The organism is Roseovarius sp., from assembly GCF_018066915.1.
Taxonomy (GTDB): Bacteria; Pseudomonadota; Alphaproteobacteria; order Rhodobacterales; family Rhodobacteraceae; genus Roseovarius.
Genome location: NZ_JAGPVV010000204.1, coordinates 1 through 24,515 on the forward strand (window position 1 = coordinate 1; position 24,515 = coordinate 24,515).

The following is a 24,515-nucleotide window of genomic DNA, read 5'->3' on the forward strand; positions in this document are numbered from 1 at the left end:
CGCGCCAATTGCCCGGTCATCTGGGTGGCGCGCATGTATTCCGGCGTGCCAAAGGCCGGTGCGCCGGATTTCATGTCAACATTCGAGGTAAAAGTGCCAATCGCACAGGGCGCGCCAGGGCGGATCAGTTGCGCCAGAACCACCGCACAGAGCGCCTCGGCGATGGATTGCGCCACCGCCCCCGCCATCGTCACCGGCGCCATGGCCCCGGCCAAAGTAAACGGCGTGACCACCAGCCCCTGACCGCGCCGCGCCAGCCGCATCCAGCCGTCCAGCATCGGATAGTCATGCTTGAGCGGCGAGGTGGAGTTGATGTTGGTATACATGCGCGGGCTGGCCTCGAATTCCTCGTGGCTCAAACCCCCCGCAATCCGCACCATCTCCATCACGTCATCGACCCGCTCTGCGCCCAAGCTATAGGCATGCATCGCCTTGTCGGTCAGCGTCAGCTTGTCATAGAGCACGTCGAGGTGCCGGACGCTGGCATGGATATCCTGCGGCTCGACCGGATAGCCGCCCGCGAAATGGATACAGTTGAAATATTGCGTCAGTTTCAAGAGGTTCTGGCACATCTCGCGCGTGCCTGCGACCTTGCGCCCAATCTTCATGTCCCAATAACTCGGCGGTGACGACACATTGCCAAAATTAAGGTGATTGCCCCCCATGGTGATCCGGCGGTCCGGGTTGCGCGGCGTGATGGTCCAGCTTTCGGGTGCCTTGGCGATCATCTCCATGACGAAATCGCGGCCCATGCGGACATTCTCGCCATTGATCTTGCAGCCACCGGACGCGCGCAGGATTTCAACCGCCTCGGGGTTGAGAAACTCGATCCCGATCTCTTCAAGTATACGCATCGCGCCATCGTGAATCGCCAACACCCCCGCATCGGTCAGAGGCTCGGTCGGGCGATCGCGGTTGATGGGCGGGTTCCACGGCATCTGTTCGATGACCGCGCTGCCGCGCCGGGCCACCCCGCCTGCGCGCCCACCGCTGCGTGTCCTGCGTTTGAGATCTTCGGCCATCTGATGCCCCTCCGGTGCTCGTTTGACCTCACGAAACACCGCTCAGGGCGACCTCACATGCCGCTTAGCGACGTATGCTGTCGTTTTTGCTTTTCGCGGATCACGATTGCAGCGCCATGCGCCGCCGCCCGGTCTGCCAGAGGTAGATCGCCAGCGTGACCACCACGATCAGCCCCCCCAAGAGCATCATCGGCGTCGGCCCCTCACCGGTGCCCAGCCAGACCCAGAGCGGCCCAAGAACGGTCTCGAGCAGCAACAAGAGGCTCACATTCGAGGCGTGGGTATAGCGCGACGCAAGCGAGAGCGAAAAGAACGACACCGGCAAGATCACCAGACCACAGATCGCAATCGCCCAGACCTCGCCTTGCATCATGGCCGCAGGCCCGGTCACAAACACGCCAGAGGCCCCCGCCAGCACCGCGCCCAACCCGATCACCAAAAGGATCGGCACCTGCGGTTGCGCCCGCAGGATCACGAAATTGAGCGCCAGCACCATCGCCACGCCCAGTCCAGCCAGTGCCCCCCAGAGCGCGGCGCGGTCCAGCGTCACATCGCCATGCCCGCCGCCAAACACCGCGAGCGCGATGCCCGCCATGACCACGACAATGGTGATCCATGTGGAGGTGCGCGTCGGCTCTCCGATGATGACCCGCGCAAAGAGTGCCGCGAACACCGGCACGGTGGCCACGCCAAAGAGAACGACAGCGACCGGCGCATTGGCAATGCCTAGGCTGAAGAGCGTCGCGTTGGCATATTGGCAGATCACGATGCCAATCCCGTACCCACTGACCAGAACACCCAGATCGCGCAGACGGTGCCTAGAGGTCACGGCCCAGAAGATCAGGAAAACAAGGCCCATCATCAAGCCGCGCCAGCCGACCATCTGATAGCCGCCCATGCCCGACCACCGCATGAAGAGCGCATCGGGCGTGAGCATCAGCGCGCCGAACGTCGCCAGCGCCAGCCCGAACAGGGGATGTTGCCTCATGCGGTCAGCCAAGCCGGGATATGGCCGATGTCAGGCAGCACGATATCGGCGAGCGATTCCAGATCGGCGCGGCTCGCCGTGCCGGTCAGAACGCCCACGCATTGCATCCCCGCCGCACGCCCTGCCATCAGGTCATGGGTGCTGTCACCCACCATGACCACGCGCGCAGGCTCTAGCGCCATGGCGCGCGCAAAGGCCAAGAGCGGCCCCGGCGCAGGCTTGGCCCCATAGCCCGAATCAAACCCCGCGATGAAATCGAAATGCCCAAGCACCCCGGCCTTGCCCAGATGCGCGCGCGCACCGTATTCGGTGTCATTGGTCATCACGCCCAGCCGCAGCCCTCGCGCGGCCAACCCTTCAAGATAGGGGGCAAGGGGCACCGCCGGGGCAAGCGGTGCGGTGGCCGCACTCAGCCTCAGGTGATCCTCGATCTCGTCCACGGCCCGGCCCGGTAAGGCGCGGCCCAGACATTCGGCGGCTTCCCGGTTGGTGCCCGCAATGATCGGGCTGGTGGGGTGAAATCGCCGCGCCACCAGATCGTAATGCGCCTCATGGGCCATCCGCGCCATGACATCGGGGGAACCCTCCGAGAGATCGGCAATGACCCCATGCGCCCACACGCTCCAGGTCGCGTGGAAATCAAAGAGCGTGCCGTCCTTGTCAAAGAGAATTCCGTCGGCGCGGCTCATGTCCAGCTCATCTGTGCCCCGCCCGGCAAGGCCGCACGCGCCATCATCGGCGTCTCGTATTTCATCCCCTGCGCGTCGCAGAACCGCACGACCCAGGCATCATCCATCATCAGAAAATCCAGCACCGCACCCAGAAATTCCGGCTCTGTCGCGCGCACGCGCAGGTCCTGCTCCGAGGCACCCGTCGCCCCAAGGAACACCGGCAAGAGCTCGTCCTGCGCCGCAAGCCAGCCCAGCGCCTGCAAGGCAATCGTTTCGGCGGTTTCCTGCTGCATCGTCATCCCGGTTAATTTCTGGAAAGGTTTTCTTAACCTCTGCCATGGATAGTGAACCAATCGTAAAGGGCAAGAGCAAAGGCGTCGCGTCCATGTCAGGAAAAATTCTGATCGTCGACGATCTTGCGACCAACAGGATCGTGTTGAAGGTCAAATTATGCCACGCACATTACGAGGTCGTTCAAGCGGCCTCGGCCAAAGAGGCGCTGCGCCTTGTCGCCGTAGAGCGCCCTGATCTGATCCTGGCAAATGCCTGCCTGCCCGATACCACGGCCTCGGACTTCCTCACCGCCCTGCGCCGCGCCGAAGGAAACCGGACCATTCCCGTGATGTTCCTCCAGACGACGGACTGTCCGACCGAACGCCGCGCAGCCCTCAGCGCCGGGGCGGACGACATTCTGAGCAAACCGGTGCCCGAGGCGCTGCTCTTGGCGCGCCTGCGCAATCTTCTGCGCCAGCATCACGGCGAACAGGAACTCAGCCTGCAAATTGGTGGCGCACAGGCCCTTGGCTTTGCCGAGGCCCCTCCGGGCTTTGATGCGCCGGGCCGCATCGGGATCATCGCCCGCTCGCGCGCCGGGGCCTATGGCCTGCAAACCCTGCTGGCGCGCCATTCCGCCCATGCCACAACCGTCATCGACGCCGACCGCGCCCTGTCGCTCTCGGATACGCAGCCGCCCGCCGATGTCTATCTCCTGCAGATCACCGGGGCAGAGGCCGAAGAGGGCCTGCGTCTTTTGGCCGAACTCAAGGCCGCACCGCGCAGCCGCTGCCGCCCGATCATCGCACTGGTCGAGGCCGATGCCGCCTCTCTTGGCGTGACCGTGCTCGACATGGGCGCGGATGACGTGATCACAGGAGATCCCGATCCGCGAGAGCTGATTCTCCGCCTCTCGGCGCAACTGCGCCGCAAACGACGCGGCGAGCGCCTGCGCGCGGCGCTGCGCGACGGGCTCAACGCGGCCATGTTCGACCCGCTGACCGGCGCGCATAACCGCCGCTTTGCCCTGCCCTTCCTGCAACGTCTGATCGAATCCAGCCAGACATCCGGCGAGAGTTTTGCCGTGATGCTGGCCGACCTCGACTTTTTCAAACAGGTCAATGACCGCCATGGGCACGCGGCCGGCGACGAGGTGCTCTGCGCGGTCACGCGCCACTTGCGCGCACATCTGCGCGATGGCGACATGCTCGCCCGCATCGGCGGCGAGGAGTTTCTGATCGTGACCCCCGCCACCAGCCGCAGGCGCGCCCAGCGCACCGCCGACCGGCTCTGCGCCATGATTGCCCAGACCCCCATCGCGGTCACGGCCCAGACGCCCCCGCTGCATGTCACCATCTCCATCGGCGTGACCATGGCCACACCGTCACCCACCGGCCCCGCGCCCGGTGTCGGGCAATTGCTGGAAGAGGCGGATCGCGCGCTCTATGCGGCCAAGGCGCAGGGGCGCAACATGGTCACGTTCTGCGCCCGCTCCGCCGCCTGATCACCGCTCCTGTCCCAGCCGAAAGGCGCGCGGCGATTGTCCCCAGACCTCGACAAAGGCGCGGGTAAACGCGCTGCGGCTGGCAAAGCCCACCATTTGCGCCACCCGTTTGACCGGCACACGCTGATCCACCAAGAGCTGCGCCGCGCGCGCCAATCGCAACGCCCGCAGAAATCCCATCGGACCCTGCCCATAGGCGGCCTGAAACCGCTCTGCAAACCGCGACCGGCTCATGCCCGCAGCCTCGGCAAGACTCTCGAGCGCATGGGGCGCGCCGGGATCATCGAGCATCACGCAGAGCGCCCGCCACAGCCCCGGATCGGCCAACGCGCCCACCCACATGACAGCGGGATCACCCGCCTCGAGCCGCCCGCGCAACATCTCGATCACGCATTGCAAGAGCAGAACGCGCACCATGGCCCGCCCGCCGGTCCGCTGCTGCGACACCTCGCCCAGCAAGGTCTCCATCGCCCGCGCGGCCCCCGGTGCCGTGTTCAGATCAAGACTGAGCGGCGCGCGCATGAGATCAATCAGCCCATGCGTGCCCCGGAGCCCCAGATGCAGCCGCGCACAGAGCACGACCATCGTGCCCTCGCCCTCGCCGCGCGCCACGTGTTCCTCAAGATCAAGCCCCGCAGGCTTGCACTCCGGCACCACCGTGGCACCTTTGCCATTGTGGCTCAGCGAATGGCGCGCACAGGATGGCACCAGCACCATCCGCCCCGGCGCAAGCGCAATCGGCGCATGCCCCTGCAAGCTCAGATGCCCCTCCCCGCTCAGGACATAATGCAACGTCGCGCCCGGCACCCGCCCAAGCCCGAGACTGCACATCCCCTCCAGCGCACAGAGCGCAAAGGGCTCTGGCCGGATGTCGAGCTCGCTCAGGATTCGGTCATGGGTCTCGGTGATCTGCATGGCGCAGAGCGTGCCACGGGCCGGGCGGGATTGGCACTGAAATAATGCCATGCGCCACGTATTCGGGACGCAAAGGCACATGGCCCCTGCCAATGTCGCCCCATTCAACCCCCACTCAGGAGAGAGAGACCATGTGCAATTGTCATGACCACGACCACGAGCCGAAACTCACCCGCCGTCAGGCGCTGACCGGCACCGTGGCCCTTGCTGCCGCCGCGACCGGCCTTGCCGCCACCGGCGCTCAGGCGCAGGACAATCCCTATGCCGATCCCGCCGAACCGGCCCTGCCGCCCAGCGACATGAAGATCGACCTGACGCGCGTCGCCCTGGTCGTCACCGACCCGCAAAACGATTTTCTCAGCCCCAATGGCGTGACCTGGGGTGTGGTCGGCGCCAGTGTCGAGCGGAACAACACCGTCGCCAATATCGAGAGCCTGTTCAAGGCGGCCAAGGCGGCGGGCATTACGGTCGCGGTCTCGCCGCATTACTACTATCCCACCGATCACGGCTGGAAGTTCGAAGGCGCGCTCGAAAAGCTGATGCACAAGATCGGCATGTTCGACCGCAAGGACCCGCTGTCGCTCGAAGGATTCGAAGGCTCGGGTGCCGATTTCCTCGATCTCTACAAACCCTACATCAACGACGGCAAGACCATCGTCACCTCGCCTCATAAACTCTACGGGCCAGAGCATAACGACCTTGCCCTGCAACTGCGCAAACAGGGCGTCGATCAGGTGATCCTCGCCGGCATGTCCGCCAACCTCTGCACCGAGAGCCATATGCGCGAATTGCTGGAACAGGGCTTCGAGGTCGCGGTGATCAAGGACGCCACCGCCGCCGCCATGCTGCCCGAGGGCGATGGCTATCTCGCCGCCCTGATCAACTTCCGCTACATGGCCAACGCCGTCTGGACCACCGAAGAGGTCGTGGCGATGCTGGGCTAACGCCCGCTGCCACTTTGCCTGCTTGCCGGGGATGACAGGCAGGCACGCCCGCGCGGATCACGGACCGCGCGGGCATTTTCATTTGCCGCGAACCGTCGTAACCATGATCCCAAGAGGCATCAGACAGGACAGCAGCACATGACAGAGACAATGATCGGGGTGATCGGCGGTTCCGGGCTCTACGAGATTGACGGGCTGCAAGGGGCTGAATGGCGCAGGGTGGAAACCCCTTGGGGCGCGCCCTCGGATGCGATCCTCACCGGCACGCTCGACGGGGTGCCGATGGCCTTTCTGCCCCGCCACGGGCGCGGTCATGTGCATAGCCCCTCTTCCGTGCCCTACCGCGCCAATATCGACGCGCTCAAACGTCTGGGTGTCACGGATGTGATCTCTGTCTCGGCCTGCGGCTCGTTCCGCGAAGACATGGCACCGGGCGATTTCGTCCTTGTCGATCAGTATATCGACCGCACCTTTGCGCGCGAGAAATCCTTTTTCGGCCCCGGCTGCGTGGCCCATGTCAGCGTAGCGCATCCCACCTGTCCCCGCCTCTCAGAGGCCTGTGCTATAGCGGCAGAGGGGGCAGGCATCACCGTGCATCGCGCCGGCACCTACCTCGCCATGGAAGGCCCGCAATTCTCGACCCTCGCGGAATCGAACCTCTACCGCAATGTCTGGGGCTGCGACGTGATCGGCATGACCGGCATGCCCGAGGCCAAACTCGCCCGCGAGGCGGAACTCTGCTATGCCTGCGTCGCCATGATCACCGACTATGATAGCTGGCACCCGGATCACGGCGCGGTCGATATCACCGCCATCATCGCCACCCTCACCGGCAATGCCGACAAGGGGCGCAGCCTTCTTCGCCGCCTGCCTGCCCTTCTGGGGGCCGACCGCGCCCCCTGCCCGCATGGCTGCGACCGGGCGCTCGATTTTGCCCTGATCACCGCCCCCGAAAAACGCGATCCCGCGCTGATGGCGCGGCTCGACGCGGTGGCGGGGCGGGTGCTGGGCTGATCGCCCCTGCTCAACTCTTCGCGCGCAGGCTGTCACACCACTGGACGCCCGCGCGCGCCGCGCCCACAACAGGCGCATGAGCCATTTCATCGACAAACTCACCAATCAACAGTGGCGCTATGCCATGGGCCGCCGCTTCGAGGCGCTCACCGATGAGATATTTCAGGTCATCCGCTGGGTTCTGGTTGTGGGCTTTGCCAGCTATCTCGCGCGCACCAATGATCAGCCGATCATCCTCGTCACCTATTGGATTCTCTCGGCGCTGCTCTTTGGCTATATCGCCTCGCGCTTTCTCTTACGGCCTGAGATCGCCTTTCTCGGCAATCCGGCGGGGCGGCTTGGGCGCCTCCTACAATCCGCGCTCAATTTCCTCCTCTGCATCGTGGTCTTTGGCCTCACCCTCTGGGCCATCGGCACCCTGACCGAGGTCATCGCCCAGTATCGCACCACGCACTGAGCGCTTGCGCCCGCGCGCGCCCTGCGCCACAACCCTGCCGCAGCCAGCCGGAGCCACACCATGCCACCGATTAAAACCGTCCGCGACTATATCCGCACCATCGTCGATTTCCCACATGAGGGGATTCTCTTTCGCGATGTGACCACGCTCTTTGCCGATCCGCGCGGCTTTCGCATGGCCATCGACCAGATGCTGCATCCCTATGCCGGCGAGCCCATCGACAAGGTGGCAGGGCTCGAGGCGCGCGGCTTCATCCTCGGCGGTGCCATCGCGCACCAATTGTCCGTGGGTTTCGTGCCGATCCGCAAAAAGGGCAAACTGCCCGGCGCGGTGATCTCAGAAGAGTATCAGCTCGAATATGGCGAAGCGGTGGTTGAAATCCATGATGACGCCATCCAGCCCGGCGAGCGCGTGCTCTTGGTCGATGACCTTCTGGCGACAGGCGGCACCGCAGCGGCGGGGATTCGGCTGATCGAACGGCTGGGCGGGATCATCACCGGCTGCGCCTTTGTCGTCGACCTGCCCGACTTGGGCGGCCACAAGCGGCTGACCGACATGGGCATGGACGTCCACACGCTCTGCACTTTCGAGGGGCTCTGACCGCCCCTTTCATCGTTCCCAAAATACTCAAATTTCCCGATCCGCCACGGGACACAGCACATCCGGCTACTTCAACGCTTCCCAAAAGAGCGCCAGATGCCGCTGGACAATCTCGCCATAGCGCCCGCTCTCGCGCAGCTTGGCAAGCCCCGCATTGAGCCGGTAGAGATGCGTCGTGCCGCGCCAATGGGTCTTGGAAATCACCGCAAAGAGCGCCTCACGCGAGAGCGGTTGATCGACCGGCACCACTTGCCCGCGCAGGCCCATGGCCACGATCTTGGCCGCGCCCTCGAACACATCGAGGCTGACGGCATCGACCGCCCCCGCCATCAAGAGCGCAAAACACTCCTCGGGGCTGCCGGGCTGGGTCAGGCTGATCTTGCCTTGCGCTAACCAGCGCCGGTCCGCCCGGTCAAGATCATGGATAAACCGCCCCGCCGGACGGCAGAGCCGCTTGCCCAGAATATCCGCATCCTCAGTATAACGAAAATCGCTGTCGGCGCGCCGGAACAGCATCACCGGCAAATCCATCAAGGGCTCGGAAAAATGAAATTCAGTGCAGAGCGCCACGTCTGGCTCAAGGCTGCAATCGGGCTTGATCCAGGGAAAGCCCATGTCATAGCGCTTTTGCCCCAACAGCGGCTCCAGATGCTGACTGCGATCCGGCTCCCACACGATTTCATAGGGCACCGGCGACGGGCTCAGCTCTAATGCGGCATTGACCAGTTCCGTAACCATGCCGCCCCCCGGCCAATCCTGATCGGCAAAGGGCACATCCCCCCCGGCGGTGAGCAGGGTCAGTTCCGCCCCGCTTTGGCGCAGCGGTGTGGCATCAGGCTCCGGGTTCTGTGCCGGACAGGGAATATAGATCTCGCTCCCTGCGACCAAGGCCTGAGCCTGCCCTGCCAGCCCGGCCTGATTGGCGTAATAGATCAAGGTCCATTGCTCGGCATCCTCGTAATGCGTCTCGGCAACCCCGGCCAGCGTATCGCCGGGCTGCACCCGGTAGGTCACATCGCAGAGCGCCCGCGCCGCCCCCGGCAGCAGCAGGGTGGCCCCCAGAATGACGACGGCTGCGATCCGATCCTGCATCCCCTCAGAACCCCGCCCAGACGCGGCTCATATGCGCCTCGATGATTTGCTGATAGCGCCCATCCGCCTTGATTTCGGCCAGTCCCCGCTCGAACACCGCCAGAAACGCCGGGCCGTCGGGGTGCGACCGATGCACGACCATATGCGTGCCTTCGACCGAAATCGGCTGGCCGTCGGCCACGACCACGCGCGCCTCCAGCCCCAATTCCTTGATCTTGCCCCGTCCGAGGAATTCGTTGAGCACAACGCCATCCACCTCGCCTTCCACCAAGAGCCGCAGGCACTCAGCAGGGGAGCGCGGCGTCTTGAGCGTGATCACGCCCGTCTTGAGCCAGTTGCGCCCGCCCTGATCCAACATGAAGGTGGGATAGCCCGCAGGCCGGCACAGCGTCTTGCCTTGCATATCCGCGTCCGAGTGAAAGGCCATGGGCCGCGACCGATCGACAAAGAGCAGCATCAGCACTTCGAACATCGACCCGGAATAGAGCAGGTTAGCGCATTGATCGGTCTCGGGATCACGGGCGCAATCGGGCTTGAACCACGGAAACCCGATATCGAGGAGCGCATTGGACAAGAGCGGCTCTTGATGCGCAGACCAGTCATCGACCCAGTGAATCGCAAACCCCTGCGGCGGGTTCGTCGCCTGCATCGCCGCCTCTACTACCTCGGTCAGCATGCCGCCACCGGGCATCGCCTTGTCTGTGAAAGGCCAGAAATCGCCCCCCGTCAGGATGTTGATCTTGCGCCTCGTGGCGGCATTGCCGGGGGCCACGACCAGCGGCTTCGCGGCGGCAAGCGGTGCCTCGGGCGCGACCGTGCCACCCGCGAGGCCCGTGGGCCGACCGTCGATACAGCGCAGCCGCAGGTTCATGCCCGCCCGCAAATTGTTGGGGTCTTCGCCGATCTGATCGAGATTGGCCGAATGGATCGCGGTCCACTTTCCCGCGTCCTGATAGAACCGATCCGCTATCAGCGTCAGGCTATCGCCGCCTTGCACCACATAGCTGCCGCCACAGCCCTGCGCCTGAGAGTGCCCGGCCACGACACCGGCCAGCAGCAACACCGCCCCACCAATAGCGTTCCTCATTAAACATTCCCCCAGATAATGGGGGCACTAAGGCCAATCCGGCAGATTCGGTCAAGTCGTTTCCGCCCCGCCACCCCGCTTTGCAGGCTCAGTGCGCGCCGCCCCGCCCGATCCGCGCGGCCAGTCGCAGCGCGTGGCTCGCATCCTGACTGACCGGCGGCAAAACAGGGTCATAGGCCGCCCGGATCAACGCCCCGATCTCGGGCCGCAGCACAACACCGCCCCCCGGCAGCACGGCCAGCGCCGAGCGGTCCTGAAACGCCCGGTCCGACCATAAAACCATACTCTGCACGATCTGGCTCAGCGCCAATGTTTCAGCGGGCACCGCACTCAGATGCGCGTCCATCCGCAGGAACACAAAGCAGGCCCGAATGGCCCCCGCCGGATCAAAGCGGAAAATCCTGTATTGATTGGCTTCCGCCCCCTCCAGCTTTGCCACCAGCGGGCCAAGATCCGGGATCAGCCGATCCAGCCCCGGCACCTCCGGCAATTCCTGCCAGTCGCGAAAGAAAAAGAGCATGAGGTTCGCGCCCAGTTCCGGGTCGGTCTCGGCCATCTGATGCCCGGCCAAGGCCACCACCGCCTCGACCGCGCCCTTGACCACGCTCAATGTCGCGTCATCCGTGCCGAACACCACCGGCACAATGGGCCGCCCCCAGCGGGCAAAGAGAAACTCCCCATCCGCACGCGTAAACAGCGCCGCAATCTCGTCAGGTGTCAGGGTGTCGCTCATGCCAAGCCCCTGCAATCCAGGCACACCTTGCCTTTCATCGTTCTGAAAATACTCAACTCCAACATCACCAACCGCGCCTTACCCCTCGAATAGATCACTCTGCCCTTTCGGCCCCGGTGCGGCCAGCCCCAGATGCGCCCAGCCGCCCTGCGCCAGCATCCTTCCGCGCGGTGTGCGTTGGATCAGGCCCTGTTGCAGGAGAAACGGCTCAATCACCTCTTCCAGCGCATCGCGGCTCTCACTCAGCGCCGCACTGATGGTCTCGATCCCAACTGGCCCGCCCTGATAGGCCTCGGCAATCAGGCGCAGATAGCGCCGGTCGGCACCATCCAGCCCCAGATGATCCACGCCAAGCCGGGTGAGTGAACTATCCGCCAACGCACGACTGATGACGCCACCGCCCTCAACCACCGCGAAATCCACCACCCGGCGCAAGAGGCGGCCCGCGATGCGCGGCGTGCCGCGCGCGCGCCGCGCAATCTCGCGTGCGCCGTCGGTGTCGGTTGGGATGTTCAAGAGCTTTGCGTTGCGCGTCACGATCTCGTGCAACTCGTCGATCTCATAAAATTGCAGCCGCGTGGGAATGCCAAAGCGGTCGCGCAACGGCGTGGTCAAGAGGCCCAGCCGCGTTGTCGCCCCCACCAGCGTGAAGGGCTGCAACTCGATCCGCACGGTGCGCGCTGCGGGCCCTTCGCCGATCACCAGATCCAGCTCGAAATCCTCCATCGCCGGATAGAGCACCTCTTCCACCGCCGGGTTGAGGCGATGGATTTCGTCGATGAAAAGCACATCATTGCGCTCGAGATTGGTGAGGATCGCCGCGAGATCCCCGGCCTTGGCCAGCACCGGACCAGAGGTCATGCGAAACCCCACCCCCAGTTCGCGCGCCATGATCTGCGCCAGCGTGGTCTTGCCCAGACCGGGGGGACCGTGAAAGAGCGTATGATCCATCGCATCGCCGCGCTGCCGCGCCGATTGGATAAAGACCGCCAGATTGGCCCGCGCCTCGCGCTGCCCGATGAACTCCGACAGCGCCTGTGGCCGCAGGCTGCGGTCCTGATCCTCGGGCAAGGCCGCGCCGCGCAATGTCGGGTCCGGTTCAGCCATGGTTTACCCTTTCGGTGCCAACCGCCGCAGGGCGGCGCGGATCAGATCGGATGTCGTGCCCTCGGGCATCTCGCCCGCCACCTGCGCCACGGCCCCTGCCGCCTCGCCGGGGGAATAGCCCAGATTGGTCAGCGCCGACAGTGCCTCGGCCTGTGCGCCGGGGCTGGGAGGGACCGTGGCGGGTGCGGCCACCAGCACAGTTTCGATCACCTCGCCCGTGTCCGGCGAAGGCGGGGCTGGGGGCGGTGCCGCCCCCATTGCCATGACCAGCGGCGCCTTGTCCTTCAACTCGTTGACCACGCGCTGCGCGGTCTTGGCCCCGATGCCCTTGGCCGCCGTGACCGAATTCCAATCCCCAATCGCAATCGCGCGCCCCACGCCCTCTGGCCCAAGCGCCCCCAAAATGGCGAGCGAGGCCTTGGCCCCCACCCCCTGCACGCTCATCAGCAAGCGGTGCCATTCCTTTTCCACCAGGGTTGGAAAGCCGAAAAGCTGCAAGAGATCCTCGCGCACCAGCAGATCCGTATAGAGCGCCGCCATCCCCCCAACCCCCGGCAGCGCCGACAGCGTCCGCTCCGAGCAATACACGAGATAGCCCACCCCACGCACGTCGATCAGCACATGATCCGTGCCGCGATAATCAATCCGCCCGGCAACGCGCCCGATCATGCGCTGGCCCTCGCCACCGCCCGCGCCAGCATGTCAGAGGACCGCGCGTGATGCGCGTGACAGATCGCAATCGCCAGCGCATCCGCCGCATCCGGCCCCGCCAGCACGACACCGGGCAATTGCACCTTGACCATATGCGCCACCTGTTCCTTGGCGGCATGGCCCACGCCCACCACCGTTTTCTTGACCGTATTGGGCGAATATTCCCCCACCGTCAGCCCGTATTGCGCGGGCACCAACAGGGCAATGCCCCGCGCCTGACCCAGTTTCAGCGTGCCCGCCCCGTCCTTGTTGACAAAGGTCTGCTCGACCGCCGCGGCCTGCGGATCAAATCGGTGCAGAATATCGGTGAGTTGCTCATAGAGCGACAAGAGCCGCGCCGCGAGGTCCGGACCACTCGAATGGCAGATGCCGTTGGCCACATGGCTCAGCCTGCTGCCCTCGACCTCGATCACGCCCCAGCCGAGGTTGCGTAACCCCGGATCAATTCCCAATACCCGCATCTCGCTGCCCTGCCCGTTCATTTTTTTCAGCAATAGCACGAAACGAGAACAAGCACCAAGCGGAATGCGCGTTCACAAACTGCCCGTTTTCCCATCGCTGCGTTGCAGAAATGTCGCGCATCCCCTTGGCACGCGACCAATGCCAATTTTAAAATCATTTAAAAACAATAGGCTTAAGCCTTGTTATACCCATGCATAAAACGCATAAGAACTATGCAATAAACTCGCCTTGCGAGAACGATAGGTGCGGATTACCTGCGGTCCAGAAACAGACACACTCTGTCCCCTCATTCTACAGGAATAAAATCATGGCCGCTCTCGATAGCACCCGCTCTCACGCTTCTCACGCCGGTTTCGGCGCAATCTTCGCCCGCGCCTTCTCGGTTCTCGCCGCTTGGAACGAGCGTCGCGCCACCCGCGCCGCCCTGTCGCGCCTTTCGGACCGCGAACTCGACGATATCGGTCTCAGCCGGGGCGACATTGATCTGGTCGCACGCCAGATCTGATCGCGCCATGAGGCCCAAACAATAAACCCGCGCCGGTATGTACCGCGCGGGTTTTTTTCATGCGTAAAAGGCTTGGCGCTCAGCGCAGGATCGGGCGCAGATAGGCCGAGAGCATCTGGCTGACCGGATCGGACTGCATCACCACAGCCCCTGCCTGTTCCACGATGCTGCCCTGCGCCAATTGCGCCAGCCGATCCGCATAGAGCGGCGCGCCCAGATGCGCGATGATCACCGCTTTGAAAAAGGTAAATCCGAGCACGAGATAGAACAGACCGCGCAGCGGCACGCCCGTTTTGCGGCGTTTGGGACGAAAGACGATCAACCCGTCCTTGCCAACCTTGCTCACATAGCCCTGCGCCAGTCGTGTACGCTTGCGGCCGATGGATTTGAGGCGCGAGTCGAACCCTTGAAATGCTTCACTCATATCGAGACATCCCGTTATCACGACCCCCACCGCGATAAGGAGAAGGTAGGTCCGAAATGTGGCAAAACCAAGGCAGCGTTCCAGATCAGCCCCAATCCTGACGCAATTTTATAGACTTTTAGATAGGGTCAGCGTGGTCCAGTCACCAATCTCTTCGCGATGCTCGACACTGTTTCCAAGCGCGCAATAAACGTCGCGCACCTCATCGGCCTGCTCGTTCAAAATGCCCGAGAGAATCACTTTGCCCCCTGGCATCAACGCCGCCGTGATGCCAGGTGCCAGGGCAATCAACGGCCCTTTCAGAATATTGGCAAAGACCAGATCATAGGGGGCCGCCGCACTCAGGCGCGGATGCTCCAGCCCTTCGGCCTCGATACAGTCCACCCGGCCCTCAAGCGCATTGGCCGTCACATTGGCACTCGCCACTTCGACCGCCACCGCGTCAATGTCGCTGGCCAGCATGACGCCCGGCCAGATCCGCGCCGCAGCCATCGCCAAAACCGCCGTGCCACAGCCCAGATCGAGCACCGACCGCCCGACAAAGCCTTGACCCGCCAGCCGGTCCAGCGCCTTGAGACAGCCCTGAGTCGTGCCATGGTGCCCGGTGCCAAAGGCCATCGCCGCTTCGATCAACAGCGGCTCGCAATCCTCGGGCACCTTGTCGGCATCATGGCTGCCATAGACAAAGAACCGACCCGCCACCACCGGCGTCAGATCGCGCCGCACCTTGGCCACCCAATCCACCTCGGGCAATTCGGAGATGACAAAGGGCTTGGCCCCGTGTGCTTTGGCCAAAAGCGCCAGCGCCAACTCGTCCGGGGCCTCCTCGAAATAGGCCCCAATCTCCCACAGACCCGATCCGTCCTCCATCTCGAACGATCCGATGCCGGTCGGTTCCGGTTCCAGATGCTCCAACGCCTCGGCCAGCGCCTCGGCATTGGCTTTTTCGGGAAGGGTGGTAAGGGCGGTATAGGTCGGCATGCAGGGTCTTTCTGAGAAGAATGGGATCACTCGGCGGGGGCGGGAACGAACCGCGACAGCACGGTCTCGTTGCCCGGCTCGGGATGGCGCGGGATCAGCAGCGCAAGGCAGAACGAGACCATGGCCATTCCCGCCGCCCCCACAAACACCGCCGCGGGCGACACCAGCCACAAATAGCCCAGCGCCGCAGGCAGGAACACCGCCGCGATATGGTTGATGGTAAAGGCCACGGCTGCGGTGGGCGCAATATCACCGGGATCGGCGATCTTCTGGAAATAGGTCTTGAGCGCCAGAGCCAGCGAAAACAGGATATGGTCGATCACATAGAGCGTCGCCGCCAGCACCACGCCCCAGCCAAAGAAGTAAATGCCGCCATAGGCCAGAAACACGATCGCCAACCCGGCATATTCAAAGAGCAGCGTCCTGCGCTCGCCGAAATGAAACACCGCCTTGCCCATCAGGGGCGCGAAAATCATGTTGACCACAAGGTTGATGAGAAAGAGCGCCGTCACCTCATGCACGTCAAAGCCGAATTTCTCGACCATCATGAAGCCAGCAAAGACGATGAAAATCTGCCGCCGCGCCCCGGCCATGAATTGCAGCGCATAATAGAGCCAATAGCGCCGCCGCAGTATCATCTTCTTGATCTGCGGATTGGGCGCCTCGAACCGGGGATAGGCGATCAGGCAAAACACCGCCACCACGGCGGTAAAGCCACCCGAGACCATATAGACGAAATTGTAACTCAGATCAAAGGCTTGCCAGGTCAGCACAATGAGCACATAGGCCACCAGCGTCGCCGCCGACCCGCCCGCCATCAGCCAGCCCAGCATCTGCGGCGCGCGCAGCTTGTCCAGCCATTGCAATTGCAGCGATTGGTTCACGGTCTCGAAATAGTGAAACCCGATGGAACTGAGCATGGTGATCATCAGAATCCCGCCCAGACTCGGGAAATGCGCCGTGATCGCGGTCGCCACCCCCAAGAGCAGCAAAGAGACCAGCGCCAGAACCTGCTCATGCATGAAGAGGATGAGCGCGATCACCCCGATGGCCAGAAACCCCGGAATTTCCCGCACCGTATGCAACCAGCCGATATCAGAGCCGTTGAACCCCGCCACCTCGATTACAAAGTTATTGAGCAGCGCCGACCATGTGGCAAAGGCCACCGGCATCGCGGCGGCCATCAGGAACAGCAGCGTGACAGGCCTGCGCCAGAATGGCAGCTCTTGTGCTCTGCCCAGAGGGAATTGCGGTCTCATATTTTCCCTTTACGCCCAAGTCGCCGCCTTGGCGAGAGGCTGCGCCATGGTCGCCTTCAATAAAAACTCTGCGGGTCAATATCGACCGTGAGGCGCATTTGCGCGGGCAACCGCACCTGCGCGATCCACTCCGACACCGCCGCCTGCAACGCCGCGCCCTTGGGGGCCTTGACCAGCAGGCGCACCCGGTGCCGCCCCCGGATACGGGCAATCGGTGCCGGTGCCGGACCAAAGACTTGCGCCCCCACCGCCCGAATAGGCCCATCGCGCCGCGCCAGCGCCTCGCCCAGATCGAACACCGCCTGCATGTCGGGGGAACTGAGGATGATCCCGGCCATCCGGCCATAGGGCGGCACGCCCGCCTGCCTGCGCCCCTCCGCCTCGGCGCGCCAGAACCCCTCCTCATCCCCCGCCAGAATCGCGCGAATGACCGGATGCTCGGGTTGGAACGTCTGCAAGAGCGCCCGCCCCGCCCGCTCGGCCCGGCCCGCACGCCCTGCCACCTGCCGCATCAATTGAAATGTCCGCTCGGCGGCGCGCAGGTCAGAGCCTTGCAAGCCCAGATCGGCATCAATCACCCCCACCAAGGTGAGCAACGGAAAATTATGTCCTTTTGCAACCAGTTGCGTGCCGATGATGATGTCAGCCGCCCCTTGGGCAATCTCGACGATCTGCTCTTTAAGCGCCCGCGCCGAGCCGAACAAATCCGACGACAGCACCGCGATCCGCGCCTGCGGGAAAAGCGCCGCCGCCTCTTCCGCCAGCCGCTCCACCCCCGGCCCGACCGCCGCCAGCTTGCCTGCCACACCGCAGGACGGGCAGGCCTCGGGCATGGCGGCGCTCTCGCCACATTGATGGCACATAAGCCGCTTTTGAAACCGATGCTCGACCATCCGCGCATCGCACTGCGGGCATCCGATCTGATGCCCACAGGCGCGGCAGATCGTGGTCGGCGCATAGCCGCGCCGGTTGAGGAACAAGAGCGCCTGTTCCCCCGCCGCCACCCGCGCATTCACCGCCGCCTGCAACGTGGGCGAAATCCAGCGGTTCGACGGCAAAGTTTCCGCCCGCATGTCGATGGCCGCCAGTTCCGGCATCACCGCCACGCCAAACCGCGCATCGAGATCCAATCGTTCATACTTCCCGGCTTCGGCATTGGCCCAGGTCTCAAGGCTTGGCGTGGCCGAGGCCAGCACCACCCGCGCCCCACACAGGCTCGCCCGCAAGACCGCCATATCGCGCGCATGATAGAGCGCGCCGTCCTCTTGCTTGTAGGAACTATCGTGTTCCTCATCGACCACGATCAGCGCAAGGTTCTGAAACGGCAGGAAAAGCGCAGACCTTGCGCCTACCACCATTTGCGCGCCCCCCTGCCCGACCATTTTCCACACCCGCCGCCGCTCGGTCATGGTGACGCCGGAATGCCATTCCGCCGGGCGCGCGCCAAACCGCGCCTCAACCCGCGTCAGAAATTCGGCGGTCAGCGCAATCTCGGGCAAGAGCACCAGCGCTTGTCCCCCTTGGCGCAGCGCCTCGGCCACCGCCTCCAGATACACTTCCGTTTTGCCCGATCCGGTCACACCGCGCAGCAAGGTTGTGCCATAGCCCTGCCCGCGCAGCCCCGCGCGCAAGTGCTCTGCCGCCGCTGCCTGATCCTCGGTCAGCGCCTTGGCGGGCAGGTCCGGATCAAGCGGGGCAAAGGGCGTATCGCGCGGCGTGTCCTCTTCGCGCACGGCCCCTTGCGCCACCAACCCCTTGACCACCGACGATGTCACCCCCGCCAGATCGCTCACTTCCTTGAGCGTGAACCCCAGCCCACCATGGTCGCGCAAAACCTCCAAAACCCGCGCCCGTGCATCGGTCAGGCGCGCAGGCTCCGCCTCGCCCAGCCGGTAAATCTTCTGCATCGACGGCGGATCGCTTAGCCCCGGCGCGCGCGTGGCCAGTCGCAGCATCGCCGGCAGCGGCGTCAGCGTATATTCCCCCGCCCGGCGCAGAAACTCCTGCATTTCCTCCCGCATCGGGGCGACATCAAGCACACGCAAAATGCTGCGCGCCTTCTTGAGGTCAAATCCGCCCCGCCCCGGCCCCCAGACCACGCCCAAGACCTTGCGCGGTCCCAGCGGCACCTCGACAAAGGCCCCGGCCATGACCCCGCCCTCAGGGGCCAGATAATCCAGCGGCCCCTGGAGCGGTTGCGCCGTCAGCACCGCCACCAACGCCCCTTCGTCGTAAAAGTCGGGCAAGGCTTGGGTCAACGGGCGGCTCCTGTCGCATGAGGGGTTTCGGCGGACGCCCCCATGAGGTAAACGCTTCGCCAAGCAAACCCAACCCGCCACAGAGGGCAATCCCCATGAAATTCTTTGTCGATACCGCCGAAACCGATCAGATCGCCGAACTCAATGACCTTGGCATGGTGGACGGCGTCACCACCAACCCCTCGCTCATCCTGAAATCAGGCCGCGACATTCTCGAAGTGACCAAAGAAATCGCCGAGATGGTCGATGGCCCGGTCAGCGCCGAGGTTGTGGCCCTCAAGGCCGACGAGATGATTGCCGAGGGGCGCAAACTCGCCGCCATCGCGGGCAATATCGCCGTCAAGGTCCCGCTCACCTGGGACGGTCTCAAGGCGTGCAAGGTGCTCTCGGGCGAGGGCCACATGGTCAACGTGACGCTCTGCTTTTCGGCCAATCAGGCGCTCTTGGCGGCCAAGGCGGGCGCCACGTTCATTTCCCCCTTCATCGGGCGTCTTGATGACATCAACCTCGACGGGATGGAACTGATCGCCGACATCCGCACGATCTATGACAATTACGGGTTCGAGACGCAGATTCTCGCGGCCTCGATCCGCACCGTCAACCACGCCTTTCAGGCCGCCCATATCGGGGCCGACGTGATGACCGCCCCCCCGTCCGTGATCAAGAAAATGGCCGAGCATCCGCTGACCGAACAGGGGCTCAAGACCTTCATGGCCGATTGGGAAAAGACCGGCCAGAAAATCCTCTGACCTGTCTTTGACAAGAGGCCAAGAGGGGCACCAATTGGTGCCCCTTTCTCATGGCACCTCTCGGGCAAGTGGACGCATCCCCCTGCCCCGCCTATACATCAGACATTGCGGGCTGTGGCAGCACCCCCAGACCGCGCGACAGACACATGAGGATTTTCATGCGACATTTCATTTCAGCCCTGCTTGGCACGCTGGCCCTCTGCGGCGCGGCCCATGCCCATAGCGTGAAAAAAGACACGCTCGAGATCATCCACCCCCATATCAACGAACCCTTCGCCGGGGCCAAATCCGCCGCCGCCTATATGGCCATCAGCAATGAGGGGGCGCAGGACGACCGCCTCATTGGCATCGAAACCCCCGCCGCGAAAAAGGCCAGCCTGCACAGCACCGAACACGCCAGTGACGGGGTGGCGCGGATGACGCCGATAGAAGCCATCGACATCCCGGCGGGCGAAACCATCAATCTCGAACCGGGCGGGATGCATATCATGCTGATGGGCCTCACCGGACCGATCAAGGAGGGGGACATGGTGCCAACCACCTTCCATTTCGAGCACGCAGGCCCGGTCGCGGTCGAGTTCATGGTCGATCCGGCGGACGGCGTGGACCATTCCAAGATGGATCACGCCAGCCCCTCGAACTGAGCGCGCCACAGAAAAAGAGGGGGCACTAGGCCCCCTCGAGTCTCGCGGATCGGGTGTCATTCACTGCCCGACTGTGGTTGTTGCCTGCTTCCGATCCGCGTCCGGGACGAGCGCACCCGCCCCGTGTCTCTGATATGTGTCCGAGATCCTCAGCTACACCCGCTCGTCGCACCACAGGTGTTGCACTTCATGCAGGTGCCGTTGCGCACCAGCGTGTAGTTGCCGCAATCGCCGCAGGCCTCGCCTTCGTAGCCCTGAAGCCGCGCCTTGGTGCGGGCATCCATGCTGACCGAGCCAGAGGCAACCGCCGTCGTCGTGGTCATCGACGACATCGTCGCTGTGGCCGTTTCGGGCACCAGCGTGGCCAGCATGCTCATCGCATCCATGCCATCGCCTGCGGCGCGCGCCATGGCCTGTCCACCTTGGAACACCACCAACTCTTGCGGCAGACGCTTGCGCAGATAGCCAGTCGAGCTGATCTGGCGCAGCACTTCCAGCGACCGGCTTGCCGCCGCCTCGCTCATTTCCGAGACATTGCGCACGCCCTCTTCCTCGCCACGGCCCAGATCGTCAAAGCTGGCCCCTTGCGGTTTGACATGCGCCAGATCGGTGCGATCCAGATAGCTCACCGCCAGTTCGCGGAAGATATAGTCAAGGATCGAGGTTGCATTCTTGATGCTGTCATTGCCCTGCACCATGCCCGCCGGTTCGAACTTGGTAAAGGTGAAGGCGTCGACGAACTCCTCCAGCGGAACACCATATTGCAGGCCAACCGACACCGCGATCGCGAAATTGTTCATCATTGCGCGGAACCCGGCACCCTCTTTGTGCATGTCGATAAAGATTTCACCGAGCTTGCCATCCTCATACTCGCCGGTGCGCAGGTAAACCTTGTGCCCGCCGACAATCGCCTTTTGCGTATAGCCCTTGCGCCGCTCGGGCAGCTTTTCGCGGTGCGATTTCTGGATTTCCTTGATGATCACCTTTTCGACAATCTTCTCGGCCAGCACCTGCGCCTTTTGCTGCGGCGTGCCGGACTCAAAGATTTCGGCGGCTTCTTCATCATCCTCGACAAGGCTGGCCGCAAGCGGCTGGCTCAGCTTCGATCCATCACGGTAGAGCGCATTGGCCTTGACGCCCAAGGACCACGACAGCTCATAGGCTTTTTGGCAATCCACGATGGTTGCATCATTGGCCATGTTGATGGTCTTGGAAATCGCCCCCGAGATAAAGGACTGCGCCGCCGCCATCATGGTGATATGGCTCTCGACGCTCAGATAGCGCTTGCCCTTCTTGCCGCAGGGATTGGCGCAGTCAAAGACCTTGTAATGCTCCACCTTGAGATGCGGTGCCCCCTCGAGCGTCATCGTGCCGCAAACATGGTCATTGGCCAGTTCGACATCGCGCTTGGAATAGCCCAGATGGGCGAGCAGATCAAAGGTCGGATCGTTCAGCTTTTCCGCCGGTATCCCCAACACATTGGTGCAGAATTCGGTGCCGAGCGTCCATTGGTTGAACACGAACCGGATATCAAAGGCCGAGCCGAGCGCGCCATCCACCTTGGCCAGCTCATTGGGGCCAAAGCCGTGACCGATCAAGGAGGTGTGGTTGATCCCCGGCGCGTTGCCGATGGTGCCATGGCCCACGGCGTAGCTCACGATTTCCTCGATCTGCGCCGATCCATAGCCCAGCTTTTCCAGCGCTGCGGGCACCGAATGGTTGATGATCTTGAAATAACCACCCCCCGCCAGCTTCTTGAACTTGACCAGCGCGAAATCGGGCTCGATCCCGGTCGTGTCGCAATCCATCACCAGACCGATGGTGCCCGTGGGCGCAATCACCGAGGTCTGCGCATTGCGGTAGCCATGCTTTTCGCCCAGCTTGAGCGCCTCGTCCCAAGACGCCATCGCCAGATCAACAAGCCGCGCATCGGGGCAATTCTTGTGGTCGAGCGGCACGGGTTTCACCGCCAGCCCTTCATAGCCCTCAGTCGCGCCATAGGCGGCGTTGCGGTGGTTGCGGATCACGCGCAGCATATGCTTGGCATTGCGCTTGTAGCCCGCAAAGGCCCCCAGTTCCCCGGCCATCTCGGCGCTGGTGGCATAGGCCACGCCGGTCATGATCGCGGTCAGCGCCCCACAGAGCGCGCGGCCCTCGTCGCTGTCATAGCCAAAGCCCATGTTCATCAACAGGCCGCCGATATTGGCATAGCCCAGACCCAGCGTGCGGAACTCATAGCTCAGTTGCGCGATTTCTTTGGACGGGAACTGCGCCATCGTCACCGAGATTTCCAGCGTCACAGTCCAGAGGCGCGTCGCATGCATATAGGCGTCAGCATCAAACTTGCCGTCCACAAAGAACTTCAAGAGGTTCATCGAGGCAAGGTTGCAGGCCGTATCATCAAGGAACATGTATTCCGAGCAGGGGTTCGACCCCCGGATCTCGCCATCTTCCGGGCAGGTGTGCCAGGCATTTACCGTGTCGTGATACTGGATACCCGGATCGGCACAGGCCCAGGCCGCATGCCCCACATCTTCCCACAGATCGCGCGCCTTGATCGTCTTGGCAACCGACCCATCGGTGCGGTTGATCAGCGCCCAATCCTGATCCTCGCGGACCGCCTTGAGAAAGGCATCGGTGACGCGGATCGAGTTGTTGGAGTTTTGGCCCGAAACGCTGGCATAGGCCTCGCTGTCCCAATCGGTGTCATAGGTCGGGAATTCGATGCTCTCATAGCCCTGCTTGGCATAATCCAGCACCCGCTTGACATAGGTCTCGGGGATTTGCACCTGCTTGGCGCTGCGAATGGCGGCCTTGAGTTGCTCGTTCTTCTTGGGGTCCACCGAATCCTCAGAGCTGCCATCCCACGCCCGGATCGCAGCAAAGATCTGGTTGAGCTTCTGCTCGTGCATCTTGGAGCCCGCGACGATGCTCGCGACCTTCTGCTCTTCCTTGACCTTCCAGTTGATGAATTCCTGAATGTCGGGGTGATCGGCATCACAGATCACCATCTTGGCCGCGCGCCGCGTGGTGCCCCCCGATTTGATCGCCCCCGCCGCGCGGTCGCCAATCTTGAGAAAGCCCATGAGGCCAGACGACTTGCCGCCACCCGACAGCTTTTCACCCTCGGCACGCAGGCTCGAGAAATTCGTGCCGGTGCCCGACCCGTATTTGAACAGACGCGCCTCACGCACCCAGAGGTCCATGATGCCGCCATCCCCCACCAGATCATCCTTGACCGACTGGATAAAGCAGGCATGCGGCTGCGGATGCTCATAGGCCGAGGTGGACTTGGTCAGCTCGCCGGTCTGGAAATCGACATAGTAATGTCCTTGGCTCGGACCGTCGATGCCATAGGCCCAATGCAGGCCGGTGTTGAACCACTGCGGGCTATTGGGCGCCGCCATCTGGCGCGCCAGCATATAGCGCATCTCGTCGAAATAGGCGCGGGCATCGGCCTCTTTGGTGAAATAGCCACCTTTCCAGCCCCAATAGCACCACGCCCCCGCCAGCCGGTCGAACACCTGCTTGGCGCTCGTCTCGCCGCCGAATCCGTCATTGTCCGCCGCCGGTACCGAGCGCCACAGGAACTCAGGGACCCCCTCTTCCTTGACCTTTTCGATCCGGTTCGGGATGCCCGCCTTGCGGAAATACTTTTGCGCGATCACGTCGCTTGCGACCTGGCTCCAGCCGCGGGGCACTTCGATGTCATCCAGCCGGAAAACCGTCGTCCCATCCGGGTTGCGGATTTCAGAACTCGTGGTCACGAATTCCAGCGCTGCATACGCGTCTTGTCCGGCGGTGGTGAATTTTCTTTCGATCTTCATCTCTTCTGCCCCATCGCAATCGTTTTTAAGGCCCTCGGCCCGGTTTGATTTTCAGGCCGTGGGCCCGGTGTGGTTCGGTCGTTTCAACCTTGAACGGCATAGGTGCGGCATCGCGAAACGCCTCTGTTCCATACCGTGCGGAGTGGTCGCTATCTGGTCGTCCTGAGTGTTTGTGTCATGTCCCTGCCGAGGCGAGCCACTATATGTTGTGGCCTTGATGCCCGCCCACACAAACTGACGTATGTTGCCATAGGCGGTCAACGAAAACTTTTCGGATTTGGGTAGAAA

General features: G+C 63.2%; 24 protein-coding genes. 8 read left to right on the top strand and 16 right to left on the bottom strand.

The window, feature by feature from the left end; all coding sequences use genetic code 11:
• From KBT70_RS11275 to KBT70_RS11290, 4 genes are all read right to left on the bottom strand, one after another.
• A partial coding sequence (locus KBT70_RS11275; RefSeq protein ID WP_296633059.1) for a trimethylamine methyltransferase family protein occupies positions 1–1,022 on the bottom strand: 1,022 nt, incomplete at its 3' end.
• Between the two features lie 100 nt (positions 1,023–1,122).
• Complete coding sequence (locus tag KBT70_RS11280) at positions 1,123–2,010, bottom strand: DMT family transporter (RefSeq protein ID WP_296633061.1); 888 nt, start codon at positions 2,008–2,010, stop codon at positions 1,123–1,125.
• Positions 2,007–2,699 (bottom strand): HAD family hydrolase, encoded by a 693-nt coding sequence (locus KBT70_RS11285; RefSeq protein WP_296633065.1) that lies wholly within the window; start codon positions 2,697–2,699, stop codon positions 2,007–2,009. The genes KBT70_RS11280 and KBT70_RS11285 overlap by 4 nt, the downstream gene beginning before the upstream one ends.
• Positions 2,696–2,980 carry a DUF3572 domain-containing protein gene (locus KBT70_RS11290; RefSeq protein WP_296633068.1) on the bottom strand — a complete coding sequence of 95 codons (285 nt, stop codon included), beginning with the start codon at positions 2,978–2,980 and terminating at the stop codon, positions 2,696–2,698. The genes KBT70_RS11285 and KBT70_RS11290 overlap by 4 nt, the downstream gene beginning before the upstream one ends.
• Before the next feature lie 86 nt (positions 2,981–3,066).
• Between KBT70_RS11290 and KBT70_RS11295 the strand changes: the two genes are divergently transcribed.
• On the top strand, positions 3,067–4,458 hold the full coding sequence (locus KBT70_RS11295) for a diguanylate cyclase (RefSeq protein WP_296633070.1): 1,392 nt from the start codon (positions 3,067–3,069) through the stop codon (positions 4,456–4,458).
• On the opposite strand, the gene KBT70_RS11300 is transcribed toward KBT70_RS11295, so the two are convergent.
• Positions 4,459–5,424 (bottom strand): AraC family transcriptional regulator, encoded by a 966-nt coding sequence (locus tag KBT70_RS11300; protein WP_296633073.1) that lies wholly within the window; start codon positions 5,422–5,424, stop codon positions 4,459–4,461.
• 80 nt (positions 5,425–5,504) lie between these two features.
• On the opposite strand from KBT70_RS11300, the gene KBT70_RS11305 reads away from it, so the two are divergent.
• The 4 genes from KBT70_RS11305 (at position 5,505) to KBT70_RS11320 (ending at position 8,388) form a co-directional block, all read left to right on the top strand.
• Positions 5,505–6,317, top strand: a complete 813-nt coding sequence (locus KBT70_RS11305; RefSeq protein WP_296633078.1) for a cysteine hydrolase — start codon at positions 5,505–5,507, stop codon at positions 6,315–6,317.
• A gap of 138 nt (positions 6,318–6,455) precedes the next feature.
• Positions 6,456–7,331 (top strand): S-methyl-5'-thioadenosine phosphorylase, encoded by an 876-nt coding sequence (locus KBT70_RS11310; RefSeq protein ID WP_296633081.1) that lies wholly within the window; start codon positions 6,456–6,458, stop codon positions 7,329–7,331.
• Positions 7,332–7,407: 76 nt separating this feature from the next.
• Entirely contained in the window at positions 7,408–7,788 is a 381-nt protein-coding gene (locus KBT70_RS11315; protein ID WP_296633084.1) for a hypothetical protein, read from the top strand.
• A 60-nt stretch (positions 7,789–7,848) separates the two neighbouring features.
• Positions 7,849–8,388 (top strand): adenine phosphoribosyltransferase, encoded by a 540-nt coding sequence (locus tag KBT70_RS11320; RefSeq protein ID WP_296633087.1) that lies wholly within the window; start codon positions 7,849–7,851, stop codon positions 8,386–8,388.
• Positions 8,389–8,454: 66 nt separating this feature from the next.
• Here KBT70_RS11320 and KBT70_RS11325 read toward each other — a convergent pair whose 3' ends face one another.
• From KBT70_RS11325 to ruvC, 6 genes are all read right to left on the bottom strand, one after another.
• Entirely contained in the window at positions 8,455–9,480 is a 1,026-nt protein-coding gene (locus tag KBT70_RS11325; RefSeq protein WP_296633090.1) for a transporter substrate-binding domain-containing protein, read from the bottom strand.
• A gap of 4 nt (positions 9,481–9,484) precedes the next feature.
• Positions 9,485–10,567, bottom strand: a complete 1,083-nt coding sequence (locus KBT70_RS11330) for a transporter substrate-binding domain-containing protein (protein WP_296633095.1) — start codon at positions 10,565–10,567, stop codon at positions 9,485–9,487.
• An 88-nt stretch (positions 10,568–10,655) separates the two neighbouring features.
• The gene (locus KBT70_RS11335; RefSeq protein ID WP_296633098.1) at positions 10,656–11,300 is read right to left on the bottom strand and encodes a hypothetical protein; all 645 of its coding nucleotides are present in this window, start codon (positions 11,298–11,300) and stop codon (positions 10,656–10,658) included.
• Between the two features lie 78 nt (positions 11,301–11,378).
• Positions 11,379–12,407: a Holliday junction branch migration DNA helicase RuvB gene (gene ruvB, locus KBT70_RS11340; RefSeq protein ID WP_296633100.1), complete on the bottom strand. Its 1,029-nt coding sequence runs from the start codon at positions 12,405–12,407 to the stop codon at positions 11,379–11,381.
• 3 nt (positions 12,408–12,410) lie between these two features.
• Positions 12,411–13,076, bottom strand: a complete 666-nt coding sequence (ruvA, locus tag KBT70_RS11345) for a Holliday junction branch migration protein RuvA (RefSeq protein WP_296633104.1) — start codon at positions 13,074–13,076, stop codon at positions 12,411–12,413.
• Positions 13,073–13,579 carry a crossover junction endodeoxyribonuclease RuvC gene (ruvC, locus tag KBT70_RS11350; protein ID WP_296633108.1) on the bottom strand — a complete coding sequence of 169 codons (507 nt, stop codon included), beginning with the start codon at positions 13,577–13,579 and terminating at the stop codon, positions 13,073–13,075. Before ruvC ends, ruvA begins: the two co-directional genes overlap by 4 nt.
• A 308-nt stretch (positions 13,580–13,887) precedes the next feature.
• Between ruvC and KBT70_RS11355 the strand changes: the two genes are divergently transcribed.
• Entirely contained in the window at positions 13,888–14,085 is a 198-nt protein-coding gene (locus tag KBT70_RS11355) for a DUF1127 domain-containing protein (protein ID WP_008282093.1), read from the top strand.
• Between the two features lie 79 nt (positions 14,086–14,164).
• Here KBT70_RS11355 and KBT70_RS11360 read toward each other — a convergent pair whose 3' ends face one another.
• The 4 genes from KBT70_RS11360 to KBT70_RS11375 form a co-directional block, all read right to left on the bottom strand.
• Positions 14,165–14,509, bottom strand: a complete 345-nt coding sequence (locus tag KBT70_RS11360; protein ID WP_296633126.1) for a hypothetical protein — start codon at positions 14,507–14,509, stop codon at positions 14,165–14,167.
• Positions 14,510–14,617: 108 nt separating this feature from the next.
• Positions 14,618–15,490 carry a 50S ribosomal protein L11 methyltransferase gene (locus KBT70_RS11365; protein ID WP_296633131.1) on the bottom strand — a complete coding sequence of 291 codons (873 nt, stop codon included), beginning with the start codon at positions 15,488–15,490 and terminating at the stop codon, positions 14,618–14,620.
• Positions 15,491–15,516: 26 nt separating this feature from the next.
• The gene (locus KBT70_RS11370; protein ID WP_296633135.1) at positions 15,517–16,749 is read right to left on the bottom strand and encodes an MFS transporter; all 1,233 of its coding nucleotides are present in this window, start codon (positions 16,747–16,749) and stop codon (positions 15,517–15,519) included.
• 56 nt (positions 16,750–16,805) lie between these two features.
• A complete protein-coding gene (locus KBT70_RS11375) occupies positions 16,806–19,007 on the bottom strand; it encodes a primosomal protein N' (RefSeq protein WP_296633140.1) in 2,202 nt (733 codons plus the stop codon).
• A 95-nt stretch (positions 19,008–19,102) separates the two neighbouring features.
• Here KBT70_RS11375 and fsa point away from each other — a divergent pair, with 95 nt between their 5' ends.
• Positions 19,103–19,756 (top strand): fructose-6-phosphate aldolase, encoded by a 654-nt coding sequence (gene fsa, locus KBT70_RS11380; RefSeq protein ID WP_296633143.1) that lies wholly within the window; start codon positions 19,103–19,105, stop codon positions 19,754–19,756.
• A 158-nt stretch (positions 19,757–19,914) separates the two neighbouring features.
• Positions 19,915–20,400 (top strand): copper chaperone PCu(A)C, encoded by a 486-nt coding sequence (locus tag KBT70_RS11385; RefSeq protein WP_296633147.1) that lies wholly within the window; start codon positions 19,915–19,917, stop codon positions 20,398–20,400.
• Between the two features lie 149 nt (positions 20,401–20,549).
• Here the strand turns inward: KBT70_RS11385 and KBT70_RS11390 are convergent, their stop codons facing one another.
• Positions 20,550–24,227 (bottom strand): vitamin B12-dependent ribonucleotide reductase, encoded by a 3,678-nt coding sequence (locus KBT70_RS11390; RefSeq protein WP_296633151.1) that lies wholly within the window; start codon positions 24,225–24,227, stop codon positions 20,550–20,552.
• Positions 24,228–24,515 lie beyond the last annotated feature (288 nt).